Genomic DNA, 17,901 nt, shown 5'->3' with positions numbered 1-17,901 from the left:
CTTCTGCCCAAATCCTTCCCAGTATTCAACATTTTCGAGCACGCCCTTGTGCCTTTCCACGAAATACTGAGCGAAAAAGAAAAACACGCCCTGCTTGACCAATACAAGGTTCACCCATATCAGATGCCCCAAATCAGATCTGCTGACCCAGCAGTAAAAGCGATCGGCGCTCAACCAGGTGACGTTCTGAAAATTACTCGTAAAAGCTCAACTGCAGGCGAGCACGTAACTTACCGTTATGTTGTAGAATAAAAAAGATTATTTGGCAATCATGATTTCTGTGGATTTCACGATTGCCACAACTTCGTCTCCTTCTTTAACATCTAATTCTTCAATGGATTCTTTTGTGATAACCGCAGTTACGGTTATAGGAACTTGAACTTCCACTTTTACTTTTGCGGTGATGACGCCTTTTTCAACGGAGACAACTTTGCCTTTTAACTGGTTTCTTGCACTTAACTTCAAAACATTCACCTCCAACCAGATTCGCCGGTCACTTGCACCGATTTTTCAGGGTTAATCTTAGTACTGCTTATGCAGCAAACGGCATATAAACATGGTTAAGGGTTATGGCTGCGGCATTTTTTGCTCTTCAGACAGCTCACTTAAAATAACCAAGCCTTCAGCTAAAGGCATATTCAATTGAAGGGCAAGCTCCTTTGCGGTTATCTCGGGGGTTTCTGGCAAAATCTTGTTTCTTGTGTAGGCTTTATGTGTAGGGTACATTACGGACATATGAACTGTTTCAACTATAATTTGCCACAGCTTTTCTTTACTGAACTCATCCAGATTCAATGCAACCATCCGCAGAGTGTATTCATTGTTGGTTATTTAGGGTTACCGCAAACGCTAAAAGGATTTGGGAACTTCTGTTCTATGGTGATAATTTTTGAAAGCAGCCGTTTATCATGGTCCATACAAAATCCGCATTGAAGACGTTGCTGAACCCAAAATCAAAGCAAACAATGTTTTGGTGAATTTTGAGGCAGGAAACATCTGCGGAACAGACCTGCACTTTTATCGGGGCGACTGGAAATGGATGAAAAAAGGCAGAATCATCGGACACGACGCCTTTGGAACCCGCCAAGACACAGGCGAGCGCGTTGTCATGATTCCCATTGTCAATTGTGGTCATTGCCATTTTTGTCTGCGTGGGCAACCAACATACTGCGTTAAAGGAAAATTCTATGGATTAACCCGTGACGGCTTTTTTGCAGAATCTAAAGCAATGCCGCCCCGAAGCTTAATTCCTATTCCTGATGGCGTCAGTGATGATGAAGCCGCGATTATTGAGCCTGTAGCGTTGGCGCTACGGGTTTTGGATGAGTTTAAACCGAATTTGGGTGATTGGGTAACCGTTGTTGGACAGGGCGCGGTTGGATTGTTAATGACACAGATTGCACGACTAAAGGGTTGCCGTGTTATTGCTGTGGATGTGGAGGATTATCGTTTGGCGCTCTCAGAAAAGTTTGGGGCAGACGCAACTATAAACGCTAAAACCACTGATGTAATCAAAGCTGTGCGTAAACTTACCCAGTATGGCTCAGATTTTGTGATTGAAGCCGCTGGAACACTGCAAACTGTTGAGCAGACCCCGTTTCTGGCTAAGAAAACTGGTAGGGTAGCGTTGGTTGGTGAGTCTAAGGGGTTTTTGAATTTGGAGGATGCCGATGAGGTAATGTTTTCAACGTTTTATATTTCTCCTGTGCAGTATCCAAAGGCGGTGGAGTTGATTGCCCAAAAACTCGTGGACGTGAAAAGCTTGGTTACGCACAGGTTTAAGCTTGGCGAGTTTGAGAAAGCTTTGGAGACGGCAAATGATATGACTCAGAAGCCTTTGAAAGTGATAGTGACAAAAGACTAACTTGTTGACCTGTTTTTGGTTTGAAAATGCGCCATTAGCTCTCTCCCCTCTATAGTTTCTGCATAGATCAACTATTTGGAGCCTAATAGGCGGCAAATAGAAAGGTTGATGGTTAAGTGGCTTTTCTGAATCCTGTTTAAAAAGAAACTTGTTTTTTGGGTTAATGGTTTTTATGTTGCCATTGTACTTTTCTAAAGGCATCAGAGAGAGGTTAATCTGGTTTGAACGGTAAACCATTAGTCAGCATAATCGGCGCCGGAATGTCCAAGTTTGGCAAACGTGAAGGCGTCCTAAACCGCGAAATCTTCACCGAAGCCGCATCCGAAGCATTCAGCCGATGCCCAAAACTTGACCCCAAAAATGACATAAAAGCCATGTTCATCGGGCACATGGGAGAAAACTATGAGCACCAAGGCCACACAGGCGCAACCATAGCCGACTGGATTGGACTCCGAGGAATCGCAGCAACCCGTGTTGAAGCGGCATGTGGAAGCTCAGGAGCCGCGCTCAGAACCGGTATTTACGCTGTGCTTTCAGGCTTAACCGATGTGGTTATCGTGGGGGGCGTTGAAAAAATGACTCATCGCACAACCGCTGAAGTCACCGAGTACCTTGCAATGGCCGCTGATTACCCATTTGAGCAGTTCCACGGCATCACTTTTCCAGGATTATTTGCGATGATGGCAACCGCTCACATGAACGCGTATGGCACAACTGAAGCTCAATTCGGCAAAGTAGCCGTTAAAAATCATCATAATGGCTCCTTAAACCCCAAAGCACACATGCAAAAAGAGGTCCCATTGGAGACCGTGTTGGGTTCAAAGTATGTGGCGTGGCCGCTTAAACTCTACGATTGCAGCCTAATCACAGACGGTGCAAGTTGTATCATACTTACCAAGCCTGAATTAGCCAAAAAATACGCCGACCAACCCGTCCACATAGTGGGTAGCGGTCAAGCAACAGACGCCATAGGACTCTACGAACGCGATAGCTTAACCTCACTAAAATCCACTAAACTTGCCTCACAAGAAGCCTACAAAATGGCAGGCATCACACCGCAGCAGGTTAACCTTGCCGAAGTCCATGACTGCTTTACCATTGCAGAGTTAATCGCTTATGAAGACCTTGGTTTTTGCAAACCGGGTGAAGCAGGCAAATTCGTTGACCGTGGAGCAACAGCGTTGGATGGCTGTATTCCCGTTAATACCAGCGGAGGCTTAAAATCTAAAGGTCACCCAGTAGGAGCCACGGGAACCGCGCAAGCTTATGAAATGTATCTGCAATTGACAGGGCAAGCTGATAAGCGTCAAGTAAAAGATGCACAAGTCGGGTTAACCCACAACATCGGCGGGTCAGGCGCCACAGCGTCTGTGCACATTTACAGGAGAGACCAGTAATGAGCGCAACAGAACAATTCACGATTGAACAATTCTACAAGTTTCTACAAGAACAAAAACTGATGGCGGGAAAATGCCTCAAATGCGGAAAAATCCATCTGCCCCCAAGACCCATCTGCGACAACTGCCTTGGCCGCGAGTTTGAATGGATGCAGATTTCTGGAAAAGGTAAACTTCTCACCTACACAGTCATCAATGTTGCCCCTGCACAATTCCAAAGCATGGCTCCCTACGTAGTTGGCATTGTCGAGTTTGGAATTGGTCTAAAAATCCCCGGCATAATTCAGGGTGTCACGCAAGAACAGCTTGAAATCGGCATGGAACTTGCTTTGGATTTTGGTGCTTGTAGTACACCGCAGACGTGGCCGCAGTGGCAAAGGTACTGCTTTAAGGCTGTTGCAGAAAAACAGTAGTTTTTTCTTTCTTATTTTTTTGTTTCTTTGTTTTGCGTTCTCTGGGTTCGAGCACAATTAATATTAACAGAGGCTTACAATATCGCTTTAGGGTTTATCGTTTGCCTGATGATTTATCTGGAAAAGCCAAAAGTCCACCTGAAGAAAAAAACAGTATCGACCCCACGTTTCAAGAAAAAATTTTAGACCAAGTCTGCAACTCCATGACGCAGTCAAACCTCCGGTTTAAGGGTATAATAAGCCGAATAAACATCACCTTCTGGTCTATTTTAGCCATGAATTGGATTCTTATCGGTGTTGCAGTTGTTATGTTTATAGGTGCAGTTTATGCTGCCTTAGGTGGAAGACTTGACGTGACCCTACTGCTTTCTGTAACGGGGTTTGCGGATATTTTCACGGTTTTTCGTTTTTCAATGAACCGGGTTCAAACAAACTTAGGTGATCAGGTTCAAGTTGAAGTTGCTTACGATAGCTATGTTAAACAGATTTCTCAGTTTGACCAGCACTTCAATATCAACCACAAAACCGAAGACCTAAAAACCATCAACAACGAAATCAGGCAAGTAACCCTAAACACGATGATGCTAATTCAGAAATACACCAAAATCGGCACGGAAAGTTCTCACAAAGAATGGCTTACTCTTTTTCCGATACGGTATGGACAACTTGAGATTCCCAAAGAAGTTTCTCTTGGTCAAAAAGTCACTATGAAGGGGACTCTTCGAAATGTGGGTGATAAACCCGTAACTTTAGAAAGTATCGTGATAGCGCTCAGACCCCCAGGTGGAACACCTGAAGGTGGACCCTTAGGTTTTGATTTTTTTGCGTTTCCTGGACAAGTAATCAAACCTAATCAGGAGATTGAAATCAAAAAAGAGCAAACAATTGATTCAAACTGGACAAATCGTCCAGACCCCACATATCTAGATAAGGCGTGGTATGCCTTTATAGCTTGCAAAACTGAAGACGGCGTATGGCATAATGACTGCAACAAGTACTCTTTTATTGTTCATGACAAAAAAGCTGAAGTCACAAAAAACCCGTTGTCAGAGTAAACAAAATGCCCAAACCAAAAAAAGAAACCTACACTTACCCCGACAAAGACGACAAAATCACAGGTTCACTAATCAAACAGTTCCCAGAGCAATGGCAAAATGAAGAGAACCAAATCCTCAACCAAATAGAAACATACATAAAAGAAAAACCGCGCTCTTGGCTTTTAGACGCAGGATGCGGAACAGGACGACTGCTTCCACGTTTTCAAGGGTTCTTTGACCAAATTTTAGCTGTTGACCCTGACTTTAGCCAAATTGAAAAAGCAATGCTTCTTGTTAAAGAGCAGGGGTTTACTCAAAAGGTTACCTTTAAAATCTCCGCCATTGAGGAATTAAATTGGAGTAGCGAAAGTTTTGATGTAATTTTGTGCAGTCACATAATCCAGCACACTAACACAGATTTGGTTTCTTTAATCCTGCAAAAGTTAAACATGGTTGCTAAACCTGATGGATTGCTGTTTTTGCTTGTGTCGTATTCTGAAGGGCAGGATTATTATGCTAAAGATGAACTCTGCAACGGCGTATTTTGTGAGACCCAAATCAGCAAAGAAGACTTCAACGCGCTTATTGACAATAAGCAGGGTAAGTTGCCTGTTCATTTTTTTTCTTTAGAGACGTTGCGTGAGCAGTTGCAGAAAGCTGGTTTTTCCATAGTGGATTATTCTCTTTTCCATTCAAGTGATGGCCCAGTAGCTTCTGCAAGGGATATCTTTGTGGTGGGCAAAAAAGTGGTTTCTAAGCTGCAATAATCTTCAGGGTTTCTTTTGCTTTTATTAGGGAACGCTGAAATAAGCCCGCCATTAATTATTAAATGAAAATGGCAGTAAGTACTTCTCCCATTATTTCTCCTTCTGTTAAAAAATGGATTCTTCTTGCAGCTTTAATAGGCTACACTGCTCTGGTCTTGTATCTTTTCTATTATGTCGGCATAGGGCAACTGTTTGTTGTCATTTCAAAAGTTAATGTGGCCTTTTACGTTTTTGCAATAATAAGCGTAATCATCTCTCTCACTTTGCATGCGCTTGTCTGGTTTGAACTTCTCAAAGCCTTATCCATTAAACTGGGTTTCCGCCGAACCTTCAACCTATACTGGGTAGGCATATTCATCGATAACCTGATTCCAGGCGGCTGGTCAGGTGACCTGTTTAAGGCTTATTTGCTAAATAGGGACCCAAACGTGCAAAGCGGCAAGGCTGTGGCTTCAGTTGTTGCAAAAAACATGTACGAAGCAATATTCAATTTGGGCAACATGCTTGTTGGCGTGGCATTGCTTTTGTTAAATTACCGTTTTGAAGGTGTACTTCTCATTACAATTGGCGGCATAATGATTATGCTGACTTTACCCTTGCTTATCCTGCTTGCCGCCAGCTTTAAGCCTTCGGCAGCCCAAAAAGTAGTAAATGCCTTTTTTGATTTCTTAACCAGCAACGGCAAAAAGCGACCTTCTCTGGTTGCTTTACAGTCAAAGATACTCAAGGCATTGGGCGATTATCACGAAGGAATGGTTATCCTTCTTAAAAACCCAAAAATGCTCACTAAACCCATGATACTTTCATTTTTTGCGTGGGGCTTTGAAATTTTAACTTTGCTGCTCGTATTTGCATCGCTTGGACAGTTAATCCCTGTTGATAAAGTCATAATTGTTAGGGCAATCGGAGGAAACATTGAAGCCCAAGGATACGCCTTCATCGGGTACGCTCAAATCATAACCAGCGAAATCTACAAAGCCTTAGGCGTGCCCTTTGCGTTAGGCGTTTCTGTGGCGTTGCTCGGCGGCGTCGTGATTTTCTGGCTGAAAACAGCAATTTCTTATGTTGCGTTCCACCACGTAGTTTTTTCGCCACGCACCAAGCTACCTGTTAAAGAGACTGAACCTGTAAATCCGCCTGTAAACCTAACAGAGGAAAACAGGTCCTAAATCGTTTTTAGCAGGGAAAATACTTATGCCGATAAATACTATTTCTTTTTGAAGAGTTAAATTGAATAGTCAAGACAAGATTTGTTTGGTTTCTTGCAGTGTCCTAAAACGTGAACTTCAACAATTAGTTAAGCAGGGTTGTTTGGATGCTGAATTAGTGTTTGTCAGTAAAAACTTCCATGTGGACTACAACGCGCTTGAAAGTAACCTGCGCAAAGTTTTAGAGTACACCAAGAAACGGTTTAAGGGCAAAATCGTGCTGGTTTACGGTGACTTGTGTTTGGGACAAGACAACGAAATGAAAAAACTCGCCGAGGAATACAGCGTTGCTAAAGTGGATGCTGTAAACTGTATTGACTGCCAATTGGGTGGGAAAGGAAAATTTTTTGACGCAGACCCCAATCATAATTTGATGTTTATGGGTCCAGGCATGGTAGATTTTTTCATGGATGCGAAAGAAAAATTTGTAAAAGAAGGTCTTGATGAAGCGACGTACAAAAACATGTTCAGCGGCATTAAAGGAGTCGTGCTTTTAGACACTTGCGAGAACGCCTCAAAGCTTGAGGCGGAACTGGAAAAGCTGGATATGGGGCTTTGTTTGTTGGAAACACGAAATATTGGGCTTGAAGAACTCAAAAAAGTGCTCATGGAAGCAATTGAGAAGTAGCGATTTTACTGTGTAGTTTAGTCCCTGCAATTTTCGGCGGGGAAACCGCAAGTATTAAAGATACAGATTACCAATACATTTTACTGTCTCTTAAGGTGGCACACTAAATGGCGCAAACTCTTACTTCTCAACCTATGCGTCGAGTTGAAGACTGGAAATCCAGACTCATCGACCTATCCAGAAAAAATAACCTCTTATACTTTCACAAAACAAAACGCACAAGCCTACGCATCACTGCACCTGATGCTGAATCAATTTTTAAAGGGCTTGTGAACAATAAAAAACACATTGAGTTCTGGCTGCCACCAGAAGAGAAAAAAGCAGACGAACCCGAAAAAAACGGTTACAAACCTCCTAAAAAATCTGCAAAAGCAGTCCTGCCCGAGGAACCTAAAAGTCCGTTGCCTGGACAACTGGTTAGTGAAGGGGTAAAGAGGGAAGAGTTAGAAAAAATTATCAAAAACTTGCAGAGACGAGCACTTCTTGATTACCGTGAACGTGGTGTTCGCATTTTGTACGTGGCATTTGGCAGGTTAAACTGGATTGACCTTGACAAGGAGTCTGTTTCTTCACCGTTACTGTTGGTGCCTATCGAGATAACACGAGAATCCATGCGTAAACCCTACACAATCAACATACCACCTGTTGAAGAAGACGTGATTTTGAACCCTGCACTGCAAGTTAAATTAAAAGTTGACTTCAAAGTAACATTACCTGAACCTCCAGAGGACTGGGAAGACCAAAGCCTAAACAGCTACTTTGACGCAGTAGCAAAAGCGGTTGCGGAAAACGGTTGGAAAGTCGAGCAATCCATCGATTTAGGCCTTTTCTCTTTCTACAAGCTAGTTATTTACAAAGACCTTGAAGCTAACGCTGACATGGTCACTCAGCATCCAATCGTGCGCGCAATAACAGGCATAAAAGAGGACAGTCTCATCGTGAATTCTTTGCCTGAAGAAAAAGACGTAGACAAAATCGAGCAGCCCCAAAAAACCTTCCAAGTGCTAGACGCAGACAGCAGCCAACGCGTCAGCATCGAATACGCACTACGTGGCCAAAGTTTTGTAATGATTGGCCCACCCGGCACAGGAAAAAGCCAAACCATCGCCAACATAATCGGCGAATGCATCGCACATGGCAAATCCGTCCTGTTTGTCAGCGACAAAATGGCTGCGCTCGAAGTTGTCTACAAACGCCTCAACGAGGTCGGATTATCACATTTTTGTTTAGAACTTCACAGCAGCAAAGCTAACAAGCAACAGGTCGTGGCGGAACTCAAACGTGCTTTGGAGGAACATTTGGTTCCAAAGAAGTTGCCTGCTGAGCATGATTTCCAGAAAATGACTGATTACCGAGACAAACTCAACGGGTATGTAACCGCTTTGCATGAGCAACGCCCGTATCTGCAACGGAGCGCCTATGATGTGCTGGGTGAAATCTCCAGTCTAGAGCGGGTGCCATTTATCCCTGTGGGCTTATCTGGTGTTGCCTTGTTGACGCCTCAGAAAATGCAAGATATTGAGGAGTTAGTTTCTCAGCTTAGCAAGGTTTGGCAAGTGGTTGAGGAGCCAGATTTTCCATGGCGCGGCTACCGAACAAGCAAATACAATCTTGAAGTTCGTTCCGAACTACTCACGTTTCTTGAAGACATAGCACAAACCCTAACGCAGTTCCAAGCTGAAGGTGCATCATACGCATCTAAGCTGGGTCTTGAGGCACCTGACAGTTTTGAACGGGTCAGCTGGTTACTCTCTGTAGGCAAGTACCTCTTTGAAAGTCCTAAGCCCGAAGCAAACTGGTTAACCGAGGATACTGCTAAACTCATCGAAGAAGCCCAAGAATACAGCCAAACCTGCGATTATATAAAAACCACCAAAGCACGGCTAATGACCTGCTACCAACCCAGCATCTTTAGTTTAGTATTAAACCGCGCACAAGAACTTACTCAGACCCTACACGCGCTAAGCAAGCCTCTATCAAATACGGATTTGGGTGAGAGTGAACTACTGGCGAAATATGAAAAACTTTTAACCTTCATCAAAACCACTGGGGCGCAATCCAGAAAATGGCTTGATAGCGCCACCGCGCTTGCGGGAATCTACGGGTTAACTGCTGAGCACTTAACAATTGAGCAGGCAAAGGCACTTTCGAAGTTGTCGGTTTACTGTTTTGGCGAGGACAAGCCCGAGTTAGAATGGTTTAATCCCGTCACGTTTGAGCAGCTAAAGACTTTGGCGGCTAAAGCAGAAAAAACCTATGAAGAATACAACAGCATCAAGGAGCGTCTTGAGCAGCTTTATACGCCTAAACTTTTTGATTTAGACCTTGACGAGTTAATTTCACGCTACAACAACAGTTACCAGGGTGTTAGCCGTTTCTTAAGCGGCAGTTTCCGCAGTGACCAAAAAGAAATCAGCAAAGTCACTATAGACGGTAGGGTACCCAAAACTGTAGCTGAAGACTTGGTATATGCCAGAAAACTTGTGTTGCTAGATGATGAAATTGAAGCTAATGCTGAAAAGGTAAAAGCAGTGCTGGGGCGCTTCTACAATGGCACTTCAACTTCGTGGTCACGAGTGAATAAGGCGATAGAAGCAACCGAGGAAATACACAGGCTCTCATGGGTTAAACCTCTGCCTGAGACTTTGACTAAACTGTGCACATGCCAAGCTAACCCCTCACCCATGGTTAAACATCTGGGCAATGAACTAAACGAGTCCATTATCACTTGGGAAACTCAAAGCAAAGACCTAACAGACATCATCCCAGAAAAACTTCCTACCTCCGACCGAGCAATAACCCACAGCTCCTTCCCCGAGTTGGAAGAGTGGGCAAACCAAATCGAGCGCCACCTCGTTTACCTACAGGATTTAACCAATGAAACCCTAGACACCTGCATCAAACAGCCCAAAACATACAACCAACTAATAAGCGACTTAAAAGACGCCCAAAACGTACGCATCAAAGAAGCATCCATTATTGATGAACGCGCCCAACTCACCTCCAAATACGGCCAAAGATACCAAGGCTTAGATACGGACTGGGCAGGAATCCTCTTAGTTCTGGATTGGGCAGGCAAAATCAAAGCGGTTTTTGGCGAAGTTGCGGTACCCATGGCTTACGCAGAAATTGCCGCTCAAGGACCCGCTGCCGCACCTAAAAACACGGCATTAATTACCCAGCTTGAGGCTTCCCAAAGAGCAATCACAAGCCTTGAGAACCGTTTCGAATCAGACTTGATGTATCAGAACCAGCCACTCAAAACCCTCCAAACTGCCGTTATCATTGAGCGGATTATGAGTTTGCGTGCTCGAGTGGATGAGTTGCAAGTTTGGATTGACTTTAAAGACATCAAAAACCGCTTCAGCCTACGCGGCTTAGACAAATTCTTTGATGCCTTAGTTGAAAACCATCCCGCATCACCAACCCTTGTTGACGTGTTCAAACGGGGTGCCCTACAGGACTGGATAAACAACCTCTACACCCAAGACCCCCTGCTGGGGCAGTTCCGCCGCGAAAACCATGAACAACTCATCGCGGACTTCAAAAAACTCGACCAAGACCTCATTCGCTTAACTCCTTACAGGGTAATCTCTGAAGCCAACAGCCGCAAACCACAAGATATCATCATCCAAGCAGGCGACTCTGAAGCCAACATCCTACTCAAAGAAGCAGCCAAAAAACGCCGCCTCATGCCCATCCGCACCCTGCTACAGAAAATCCCCAACCTACTTGTCAAACTAAAACCCTGCCTCCTCATGAGTCCCATCAGCGTAAGCCAATTCCTCTCACCCGAATCCTCCAAATTCGACCTAATACTCTTTGACGAAGCCAGCCAAATTGTCCCCGAAGACGCCATCGGCTCCATATACCGCGGCAAAACCCTTGTGGTTGCAGGAGACAACAAGCAACTTCCCCCAACCTCGTTCTTCCAAAAGAGCCTACTGGAAGATTTTGACTGGGATGAAATCAGCGATGATGACGTGGAAGTGTTTGATAGCATCCTTGACGAGTGTTTGGGTGTTGGTTTGCCCGTGAAGACGTTGCGTTGGCACTACAGAAGCAAACATGAAGAACTCATCGCATTCTCCAATAACCGCTTCTACGAAAACACACTCATCACCTTCCCGTCAGCCTCTGCAAAAACTGACAATTTAGGCGTAAAACTGGACTATGTAAAAGGCGGCATTTATGACCGCGGCGGCAAACGTGACAATCCCAAAGAAGCTGAACGTCTCGCTGATCTCGTATTTGACCACTTCAGTCGTTACCCCAACAAAACATTGGGCGTAGTTACCTTTAGTATTGCTCAGATGGAAACCGTGCAGGAAGCCATTGACCGACGCTTAAAGGACAATCCCGAGTTTGAAAAGTTCTTCATCGAAGACCGCCTCGAAGGCTTCTTTGTAAAGAACCTTGAAAATGTGCAAGGAGACGAACGCGACGTCATATTCTTCAGTGTAGGCTATGGATATGACCAAAACGGCAACATAACCATGAACTTTGGACCCCTCAACAAGCCTGGAGGAGAACGCCGATTAAACGTTGCCGTCACAAGAGCACGCGAAAAAGTCGTACTGGTAACATCCATAAAAGCAACCGACATCGACCCCGACGTGAAAGCCGTCGGAGTGCAAACCATTAGAGGCTATCTGGAATATGCTGAGAAAGGTCCTGAAGCCTTGCAGTTGGCAAAGGTGAAACGTGGCGAGTTTGACTCAGCCTTAGATGAGGACATCGCGGCGGAAATCAAAAAGATGGGCTACCAAGTAGTTCCACAGGTGGGTTGCAGCGGCTACCGTATTGACCTTGGCGTAGTTGACCCCGTAAACCCCGGATATTACCTTATGGGTGTGGAATGTGATGGTGCAAGCTACAAGAGCAGCAACAGCGCCCGAGACCGTGACCGCCTCCGCGAGCAAGTCCTGCACAATTTAGGCTGGCATATTTACCGTGTCTGGAGTCCCGCGTGGGTTTCAAGACGAGACAGCGAAATTAAACGATTAAAAGAGGCATTAGCACAAGCCCATAAACTCCACCTCGACAATGTAGCGCAAAAACCCATCGTGGAAACCCGTGAAGACATGTTGGCACAGAACACTTTCCGCAAAGTCAAATTCGGCGGCATCGAAAAACTCGGCGTTCCCTACAAAACTCACCCAATCAAAGCAGTCTATGACCCCTACATTCGAGTTGACAGTGCAAGAGGAAGCATTAACTCCAAACAGAAAAATGAGTTCCACTACCCTGAGAATCACTCAATCCAAACCCGCCTACTACAGGAGCTCATCGAAAACGAGGGACCAATTCACTTTGACTACGCCGTAGAACGCTTAGCCGCTGCTTGGGGTGTAGAACGAGTCACGGTTAATGTTACTCATGCGGTTAAAGATGCGCTCAATAACCTGATTCGGGAACAGAAAGCTGATTTTAGAGGCAGTTTTATTTGGCCTCCACTGCTCAAAAAAGTCCCCATCCGCGTTCCAGTTGAAGGCATCCCCGAGAGCAGACGCAAACCTGAATACATCCCACCTGAAGAAGTCGAAGAAGCCATGACACAAATCGCCAAATACGCCTTAGGCATAGGCGAGGAATCTTTGATTTCAGAAACCGCCAAAGTGTTTGGCATCAACCATTCAGGCGAGTCTGCTAAAGAACGGTTTTCTGAGATTCTGGAGCAACTCGTACGGGAACGACGTCTTGTCTACAAGGACAACGTGCTAACCGCAGCCTAACCCTTTCCCTTTTTTGTTACAGCTAAGCTTTGTTTATTTCTTCTATCAACACTGGCAAATCTGTTAAGGCTGTGATTAGGTAGTTTACGCCTGCTTCTGTAAGCTGCTGGGGCGTATTATAACCTGTTGGAATGCCAACGGCCACAGCTTTGCTTTCTTGGGCTGCCTTAACATCTGCGATGCTGTCCCCTACAACCAAAGTGTTCTCTGCGGCGACATCAAGGGCTTTGAGTGCCAACTCAACCTGTTCAGGATGCGGCTTAACATGCTTGACCTGCTCACGCGAAACCACCCCCTCAAAATACTCCGCGATTTTGAAACGGTGCAGAATATGATTAGCTGATTTTTGGCTACTGATGGTGCATAACCCCATTTTTATGCCCTGCTTTTTTAGGTTTTTTAAGGTTTCAACAGCGCCTGACATTAGGCAGGTGGTTTGGGCAGCTTCCAGCTCGAACTTATCTGTGATTTCCAAAACCTTGATTCGCGCCTGCTCGTATGCTGAAGGTGATTTTTTGAAGTAGATTTCTGTGAGTTTGAGCATTTCAAAGATGCTTTGGTTAACTGCTAAAAGTGAGGCGGGCACGCTTGCCTTAAGGAGGATGCCTCGGGCTTCCGCACGTAGGGTTTTGTAGTTAAGGTTGAAATTGGCTAATGTGCCATCTAAATCGAAAATTACTGCTTTTATTGCCATTGCTGATGCATCCTTTAGGGTGGTTTTGCTTTTTCAGATTTGGCAACAAACATATACTTTACGGTAAACCACAGTTTATTTGTCGCTAAGTGAATAGCAACTTTCAAACAACCTTTCTATTTGGCACCCATTAGGCTCCAAATAGTTGATCTATGCAGAAACGATAGAGGGGTCGGTCTGTAATGGCTATATTTCAAGCCATTAAATGTTGAAAATGCCTTCGGTATACAAAAGCATCCCCAAAACACACTTCTACTCAACGTTTACCCTCAAAAAGACGCTTTTGCATCTGCACAACCTCAGCGCTATCCTTAGCCTGCACATAGTTGTCAAGAAACTTTTGATTAAGCTCAAAAAACGTGTGACCCCACGGAAAAATCTCCAAAACCATCTGCGCCTCCTCTTTGAAGCCTGCAATATAGAGCGCCGCCGCTATCGCTTCCGCTGTGGAGAGCTTGGTGAGTTTGCCAAAGTTCACAGGGTTGCTTGCTAGCAGAATCGGCAGGCATCGGCTGGTGCCTCTTACGTGTTCACCCATGACTTTCTGCGCTTGCTCCCAACTACAATCTAGCGCTGCCACTCCAAACTCGCCTATGCGGTCATGGTCAGCAGGCGACAACGCAATTTCACTAAACGGGTTTAGCACAATGGAGCGCTTGGGCAAAAACCGAACCTTTGAAACGATGCGAGCGATTCCACGACGTTTTAGCCGTAGTGCGGTGTTCTTTTTTGGGTCATCCTGCGCTGCATGGTAAATGCTGATTTTTACAGGAAAAGAAACGGGAGATTGCTCATCATTTTCCAGGCACTTTCACCTTCAAGTGGCTCATTGGATCCTCCAAAACCGCAGGAATCCACTCAACCACATCTGTAGCAACCATGTGAAAACCCATCTGATTTGCAACAAAATCGCCTGCAGCCCCATTCACAAACGCTCCAGCAACCGCCGCCGCAAACGGGTCTATGCCTTGTGCTAACAACGCTGCAACCACGCCAGAGAGAACATCACCTGTGCCGCCCACGGTCATGCCTGGGTTGCCTGTGAAATTCAGTTTTGATTGGTCAGCACTGCAGATTATGTCCACTTTACCCTTAACCAGCAGGACAGCTTTGAGTTTCTTAGCAGCCTTCATAATTGCCTCAACATTTTCCTGCTCTGTACCCGGTAGTTTGTCACCTGTTAAAATCGCGTATTCGCTGGCATGCGGTGTCAAAACTGCGGGTACCTTTAGGGCACGTTTGAATGTGGCAAACGCTTTTAGTCCATCAGCGTCTATCAAAAGCGGTTTACCTGCAGCTTCAACTTCCTCGATGAAAGCTTTAACGAACTTTTTAGTTTCCGCTGCCAAGCCTAAACCTGGACCAATCGCTACGGCGTCGACTGTGTCAAGGTAGGGTTTGAGTTCGGCTATGTTGTCGGGGTTTAGGTTTGCGCCTTTGAGTTTGATGGTGATTAAGTCAGGGCTCAATGAAGAAATCGCAACCGCCGCCCGTTCAGGAGCCGCAACATAAACAATATCCACGCCAACACGCATAGCAGCCAACGCCACTAGTGTGGGTGCTCCACTAAACACTTCGCTACCGCCAACAACCAGTAACCTGCCAAAATCGCCCTTATGAGCAGATGCCTCGCGACCCTTAACCACTGCGTCTACATCGCCTGGGCCCGCAAAACCTTCTAGTTCATTGGGTAATCCGATGTCTGCAACAACCAGTTGACCCACGTACTTTTTGGCTTTATCTAAGCCAGCTTTTGCCTTATGGAATGTTATGGTTAAGTCAGCTTTGACTGCTGTGCCCAGCACCTCACCAGTGTCTGAGTTGATTCCAGTTGGGGCATCTATGGCGATGGTGTAGTGTTTTAAGTTGTTAATCTGATGAACTATTTGAGCTATGGGTGCTTTGAGGGCTCCTTTGCTGCCTGTTCCCAACAATGCGTCTACAAGGGTATCGGCTTCAACCTTGGGAATTGCTGAACTGTCCGTGATTTCCCTGATTGGGACAGCTCCGTTTAGGTTTTGCAGTATGGTAAAGTTTGTTTTGGCGGATTCATGGTTGATGTCACGGCTTTTTCCAGCCAAAAACACTTGCACATTGTAGCCTTGGGCGAGTAGATGTCGTGCAGCAACAAAACCGTCGCCGCCGTTTCCGCCTAGTCCGCAGAAAATGGCTATTTTTTTGTCTTTGCTGACGCGTTCTACTATTTCTTTTGCTATGTTGGCGCCAGCGTTTTCCATGAGTTGGGTAAGTGTGATGCCAAAGTATTGTGCGTTGGTTTCTAGGGTTCTCATTTGGTTGCTTGTTATTGTCTTTTGAGGTCGCATGGGGTACTATTGAGTGAAAATATAAGATAAGCCTAACTGTCTCGTATACAAAAGCATCACCAAAACACAGTTGTAACCTTGTTTTTCAAGAAAAGTTTATTTCGGAACCTTTCACTAAATATTTTTGAGAGTGAACTTTTGCAAAAAAACTTCATAGTCTCAAACAAAGACGCCTTGTTGATAACTGACATCCAAAATGATTTTCTCGACAAAGGCGCACTTCCCGTCCCGAACGGAAACCAGGTAATACCAATCCTAAATGCATACTCAAAAATTTTTGAAAATGCAAAGGCTACTGTAATCGCCAGCCGCGACTGGCACCCGCCAAACCACATGAGCTTCAAAGCACAAGGCGGACCATGGCCATCTCACTGCGTCGAAAACACTAGAGGTGCCGAGTTTCATTCTGACCTTAAACTGTCAAGACGAACTGTAATCGTTTCAAAAGCGACACGTGCAGATAAAGAAGCCTATTCAGCCTTTGACGGAACAAACCTTGCAGATGAACTCAAAAAGAAGGATGTTGTACGATTTTTTGTCGGTGGATTGGCAACTGATTACTGTATTGTGAACACGGTTTTGGATGCAAGAAAGCTTGGGTACCCAACAATTGTGCTCATGGATGCTATCAGGGGTATAGATGTGAACCCGGGAGATGTGGAGCGTGCAGTTGAGGAGATGGTTAAGGCTGGCGCTGAACAGGCTGTTTCAACGGATTTTCAAGAGGCTGTTGATGTGCTCTCGCTGGATGAGCTTGAATCTGATGTTCTGGGAGAAAAACCCCTTGCACGACAGGACAGCAAAAAGAAAGCCCGAATGCGACCAAAAGGCTCAACCCGCATAAAAACGGAGCAATAAGCTCCCATTTTTCGAAGTAAAACGAACCTTATATAATCATGAAACTGTAAAAGTTAGTCCCTTAAGACTTTGCGGTCGCGTTTCTGGTCAAACCTCTTTTTTCATGTGACTGTCCGGGTTTTTGCTGATTTTCAGGATTCTGTCAGCATTTTTTTGGTAACCTACTGACATGAAGACATAAATTTTGGGAGATTTTTTTATTTGTGTACTTGTAGCTGAGGTTTTTGGTTGAAGACGTTGGTTTGTTCATGTGTTTTTCCTTTTTTGTTTCAGCATGAGGTGACTGGCGGTCTTGTTGTGGCTGAATTTGTTTTGTTGGATTGAAATCTTTGCCGTAGAAACTGTGATAGTGAACGAAAAAATTTCGTATGGTCACTTTTTACAATAAACAGTTAAAAAATTGCTTACTAACTTATGCGTTTATCATTTAATAGGTAAAATAGCATGGTAAATTACGAAAAGCCAGAATGTGAAAAGCGAAAAGCAGAAACTACTGCTCACCTAAAACCTGAATTATAACCATTCGTTTGCGTGGGTAAACGTCGGTTTCCACAAAAAGCAACGACTGCCACGTTCCATATTCCACGCGTCCCCCGATTACAGGCAACGTCTTGTCAGGTGGCAGCATCATAGAGCGTAGGTGTGCATGGGCATTTGAAGGGTGATTATAGGTGCCGTGTTTGGGTGCGAGTTCTTGGAGGAAGTCTTTGATGTCGCTGAGCAGGTCGGGGTCATTTTCGGTTAGGATTAGGATGCCTGTTGCGTGGGGGGCAAAGACGTGGACGATGCCGTTTTTGATGCCTGAGGTGTTTACGGCATTTTGAGTTTTTTCGGTTAGGTCTATAAAGTCGATATCGCCTTGGGTGCTAAAATGGATTGTTTGGTTGAAAACCTTGAATTCAGACATGTTCATCTCCAAGATTATTTGAGCTTAAGGCTTTATTAGTGTGTTTGGTTGATGCTTTTGTATACCAAA

At 44.9% G+C, this 17,901-nt stretch carries 15 protein-coding genes and 1 pseudogene; 10 read left to right on the top strand and 6 right to left on the bottom strand.

The annotated features are described in order from the left end of the window. Window positions 1-3: 3 nt before the first annotated feature. Entirely contained in the window at window positions 4-252 is a 249-nt protein-coding gene (locus tag NWF01_07740) for a DNA-directed RNA polymerase subunit H (protein ID MCW4024909.1), read from the top strand. A 6-nt stretch (window positions 253-258) separates the two neighbouring features. On the opposite strand, the gene NWF01_07735 is transcribed toward NWF01_07740, so the two are convergent. Further along, window positions 259-465 (bottom strand): TOBE domain-containing protein, encoded by a 207-nt coding sequence (locus NWF01_07735; protein ID MCW4024908.1) that lies wholly within the window; start codon window positions 463-465, stop codon window positions 259-261. Window positions 466-567: 102 nt separating this feature from the next. Further along, a complete protein-coding gene (locus NWF01_07730) occupies window positions 568-795 on the bottom strand; it encodes a hypothetical protein (GenBank protein ID MCW4024907.1) in 228 nt (75 codons plus the stop codon). 94 nt (window positions 796-889) lie between these two features. On the opposite strand from NWF01_07730, the gene NWF01_07725 reads away from it, so the two are divergent. The 8 genes from NWF01_07725 to NWF01_07690 all read left to right on the top strand — a co-directional run bounded on the left by NWF01_07725 (window position 890) and on the right by NWF01_07690 (window position 13,049). Then, on the top strand, window positions 890-1,864 hold the full coding sequence (locus NWF01_07725) for a zinc-binding dehydrogenase (protein MCW4024906.1): 975 nt from the start codon (window positions 890-892) through the stop codon (window positions 1,862-1,864). A 221-nt stretch (window positions 1,865-2,085) separates the two neighbouring features. Continuing rightward, entirely contained in the window at window positions 2,086-3,261 is a 1,176-nt protein-coding gene (locus NWF01_07720; protein MCW4024905.1) for a thiolase domain-containing protein, read from the top strand. Next, window positions 3,261-3,674 carry a Zn-ribbon domain-containing OB-fold protein gene (locus NWF01_07715; protein MCW4024904.1) on the top strand — a complete coding sequence of 138 codons (414 nt, stop codon included), beginning with the start codon at window positions 3,261-3,263 and terminating at the stop codon, window positions 3,672-3,674. Before NWF01_07720 ends, NWF01_07715 begins: the two co-directional genes overlap by 1 nt. Before the next feature lie 101 nt (window positions 3,675-3,775). Beyond that, window positions 3,776-4,729, top strand: coding sequence for a hypothetical protein (locus tag NWF01_07710; GenBank protein MCW4024903.1), 954 nt, complete (start codon window positions 3,776-3,778; stop codon window positions 4,727-4,729). A gap of 5 nt (window positions 4,730-4,734) precedes the next feature. Continuing rightward, window positions 4,735-5,478 carry a class I SAM-dependent methyltransferase gene (locus NWF01_07705; GenBank protein MCW4024902.1) on the top strand — a complete coding sequence of 248 codons (744 nt, stop codon included), beginning with the start codon at window positions 4,735-4,737 and terminating at the stop codon, window positions 5,476-5,478. A 62-nt stretch (window positions 5,479-5,540) separates the two neighbouring features. Next, window positions 5,541-6,647, top strand: coding sequence for a flippase-like domain-containing protein (locus tag NWF01_07700; GenBank protein MCW4024901.1), 1,107 nt, complete (start codon window positions 5,541-5,543; stop codon window positions 6,645-6,647). Window positions 6,648-6,708: 61 nt separating this feature from the next. Then, entirely contained in the window at window positions 6,709-7,314 is a 606-nt protein-coding gene (locus NWF01_07695; protein MCW4024900.1) for a DUF1638 domain-containing protein, read from the top strand. 107 nt (window positions 7,315-7,421) lie between these two features. Next, on the top strand, window positions 7,422-13,049 hold the full coding sequence (locus NWF01_07690) for a DUF3320 domain-containing protein (protein ID MCW4024899.1): 5,628 nt from the start codon (window positions 7,422-7,424) through the stop codon (window positions 13,047-13,049). Between the two features lie 22 nt (window positions 13,050-13,071). Here NWF01_07690 and NWF01_07685 read toward each other — a convergent pair whose 3' ends face one another. From NWF01_07685 to NWF01_07675, 3 genes are all read right to left on the bottom strand, one after another. Continuing rightward, window positions 13,072-13,743 (bottom strand): HAD family phosphatase, encoded by a 672-nt coding sequence (locus NWF01_07685; GenBank protein ID MCW4024898.1) that lies wholly within the window; start codon window positions 13,741-13,743, stop codon window positions 13,072-13,074. A 256-nt stretch (window positions 13,744-13,999) separates the two neighbouring features. Beyond that, on the bottom strand, window positions 14,000-14,500 hold the full coding sequence (locus NWF01_07680) for a DUF367 family protein (protein ID MCW4024897.1): 501 nt from the start codon (window positions 14,498-14,500) through the stop codon (window positions 14,000-14,002). A gap of 37 nt (window positions 14,501-14,537) precedes the next feature. Next, window positions 14,538-16,067: an NAD(P)H-hydrate dehydratase gene (locus NWF01_07675; GenBank protein ID MCW4024896.1), complete on the bottom strand. Its 1,530-nt coding sequence runs from the start codon at window positions 16,065-16,067 to the stop codon at window positions 14,538-14,540. A 138-nt stretch (window positions 16,068-16,205) separates the two neighbouring features. Here NWF01_07675 and NWF01_07670 point away from each other — a divergent pair. Beyond that, window positions 16,206-16,763 (top strand): annotated as a pseudogene (locus NWF01_07670) (nicotinamidase). A gap of 652 nt (window positions 16,764-17,415) precedes the next feature. Here NWF01_07670 and NWF01_07665 read toward each other — a convergent pair. Beyond that, window positions 17,416-17,832 (bottom strand): secondary thiamine-phosphate synthase enzyme YjbQ, encoded by a 417-nt coding sequence (locus NWF01_07665; GenBank protein ID MCW4024895.1) that lies wholly within the window; start codon window positions 17,830-17,832, stop codon window positions 17,416-17,418. Between the last annotated feature and the right edge of the window lie 69 nt (window positions 17,833-17,901).

The sequence above is a fragment of the Candidatus Bathyarchaeota archaeon genome (assembly GCA_026014585.1).
Classification (GTDB): Archaea; Thermoproteota; Bathyarchaeia; order Bathyarchaeales; family Bathycorpusculaceae; genus Bathycorpusculum.
This window is presented reverse-complemented; position numbering and strand designations above follow the sequence as displayed.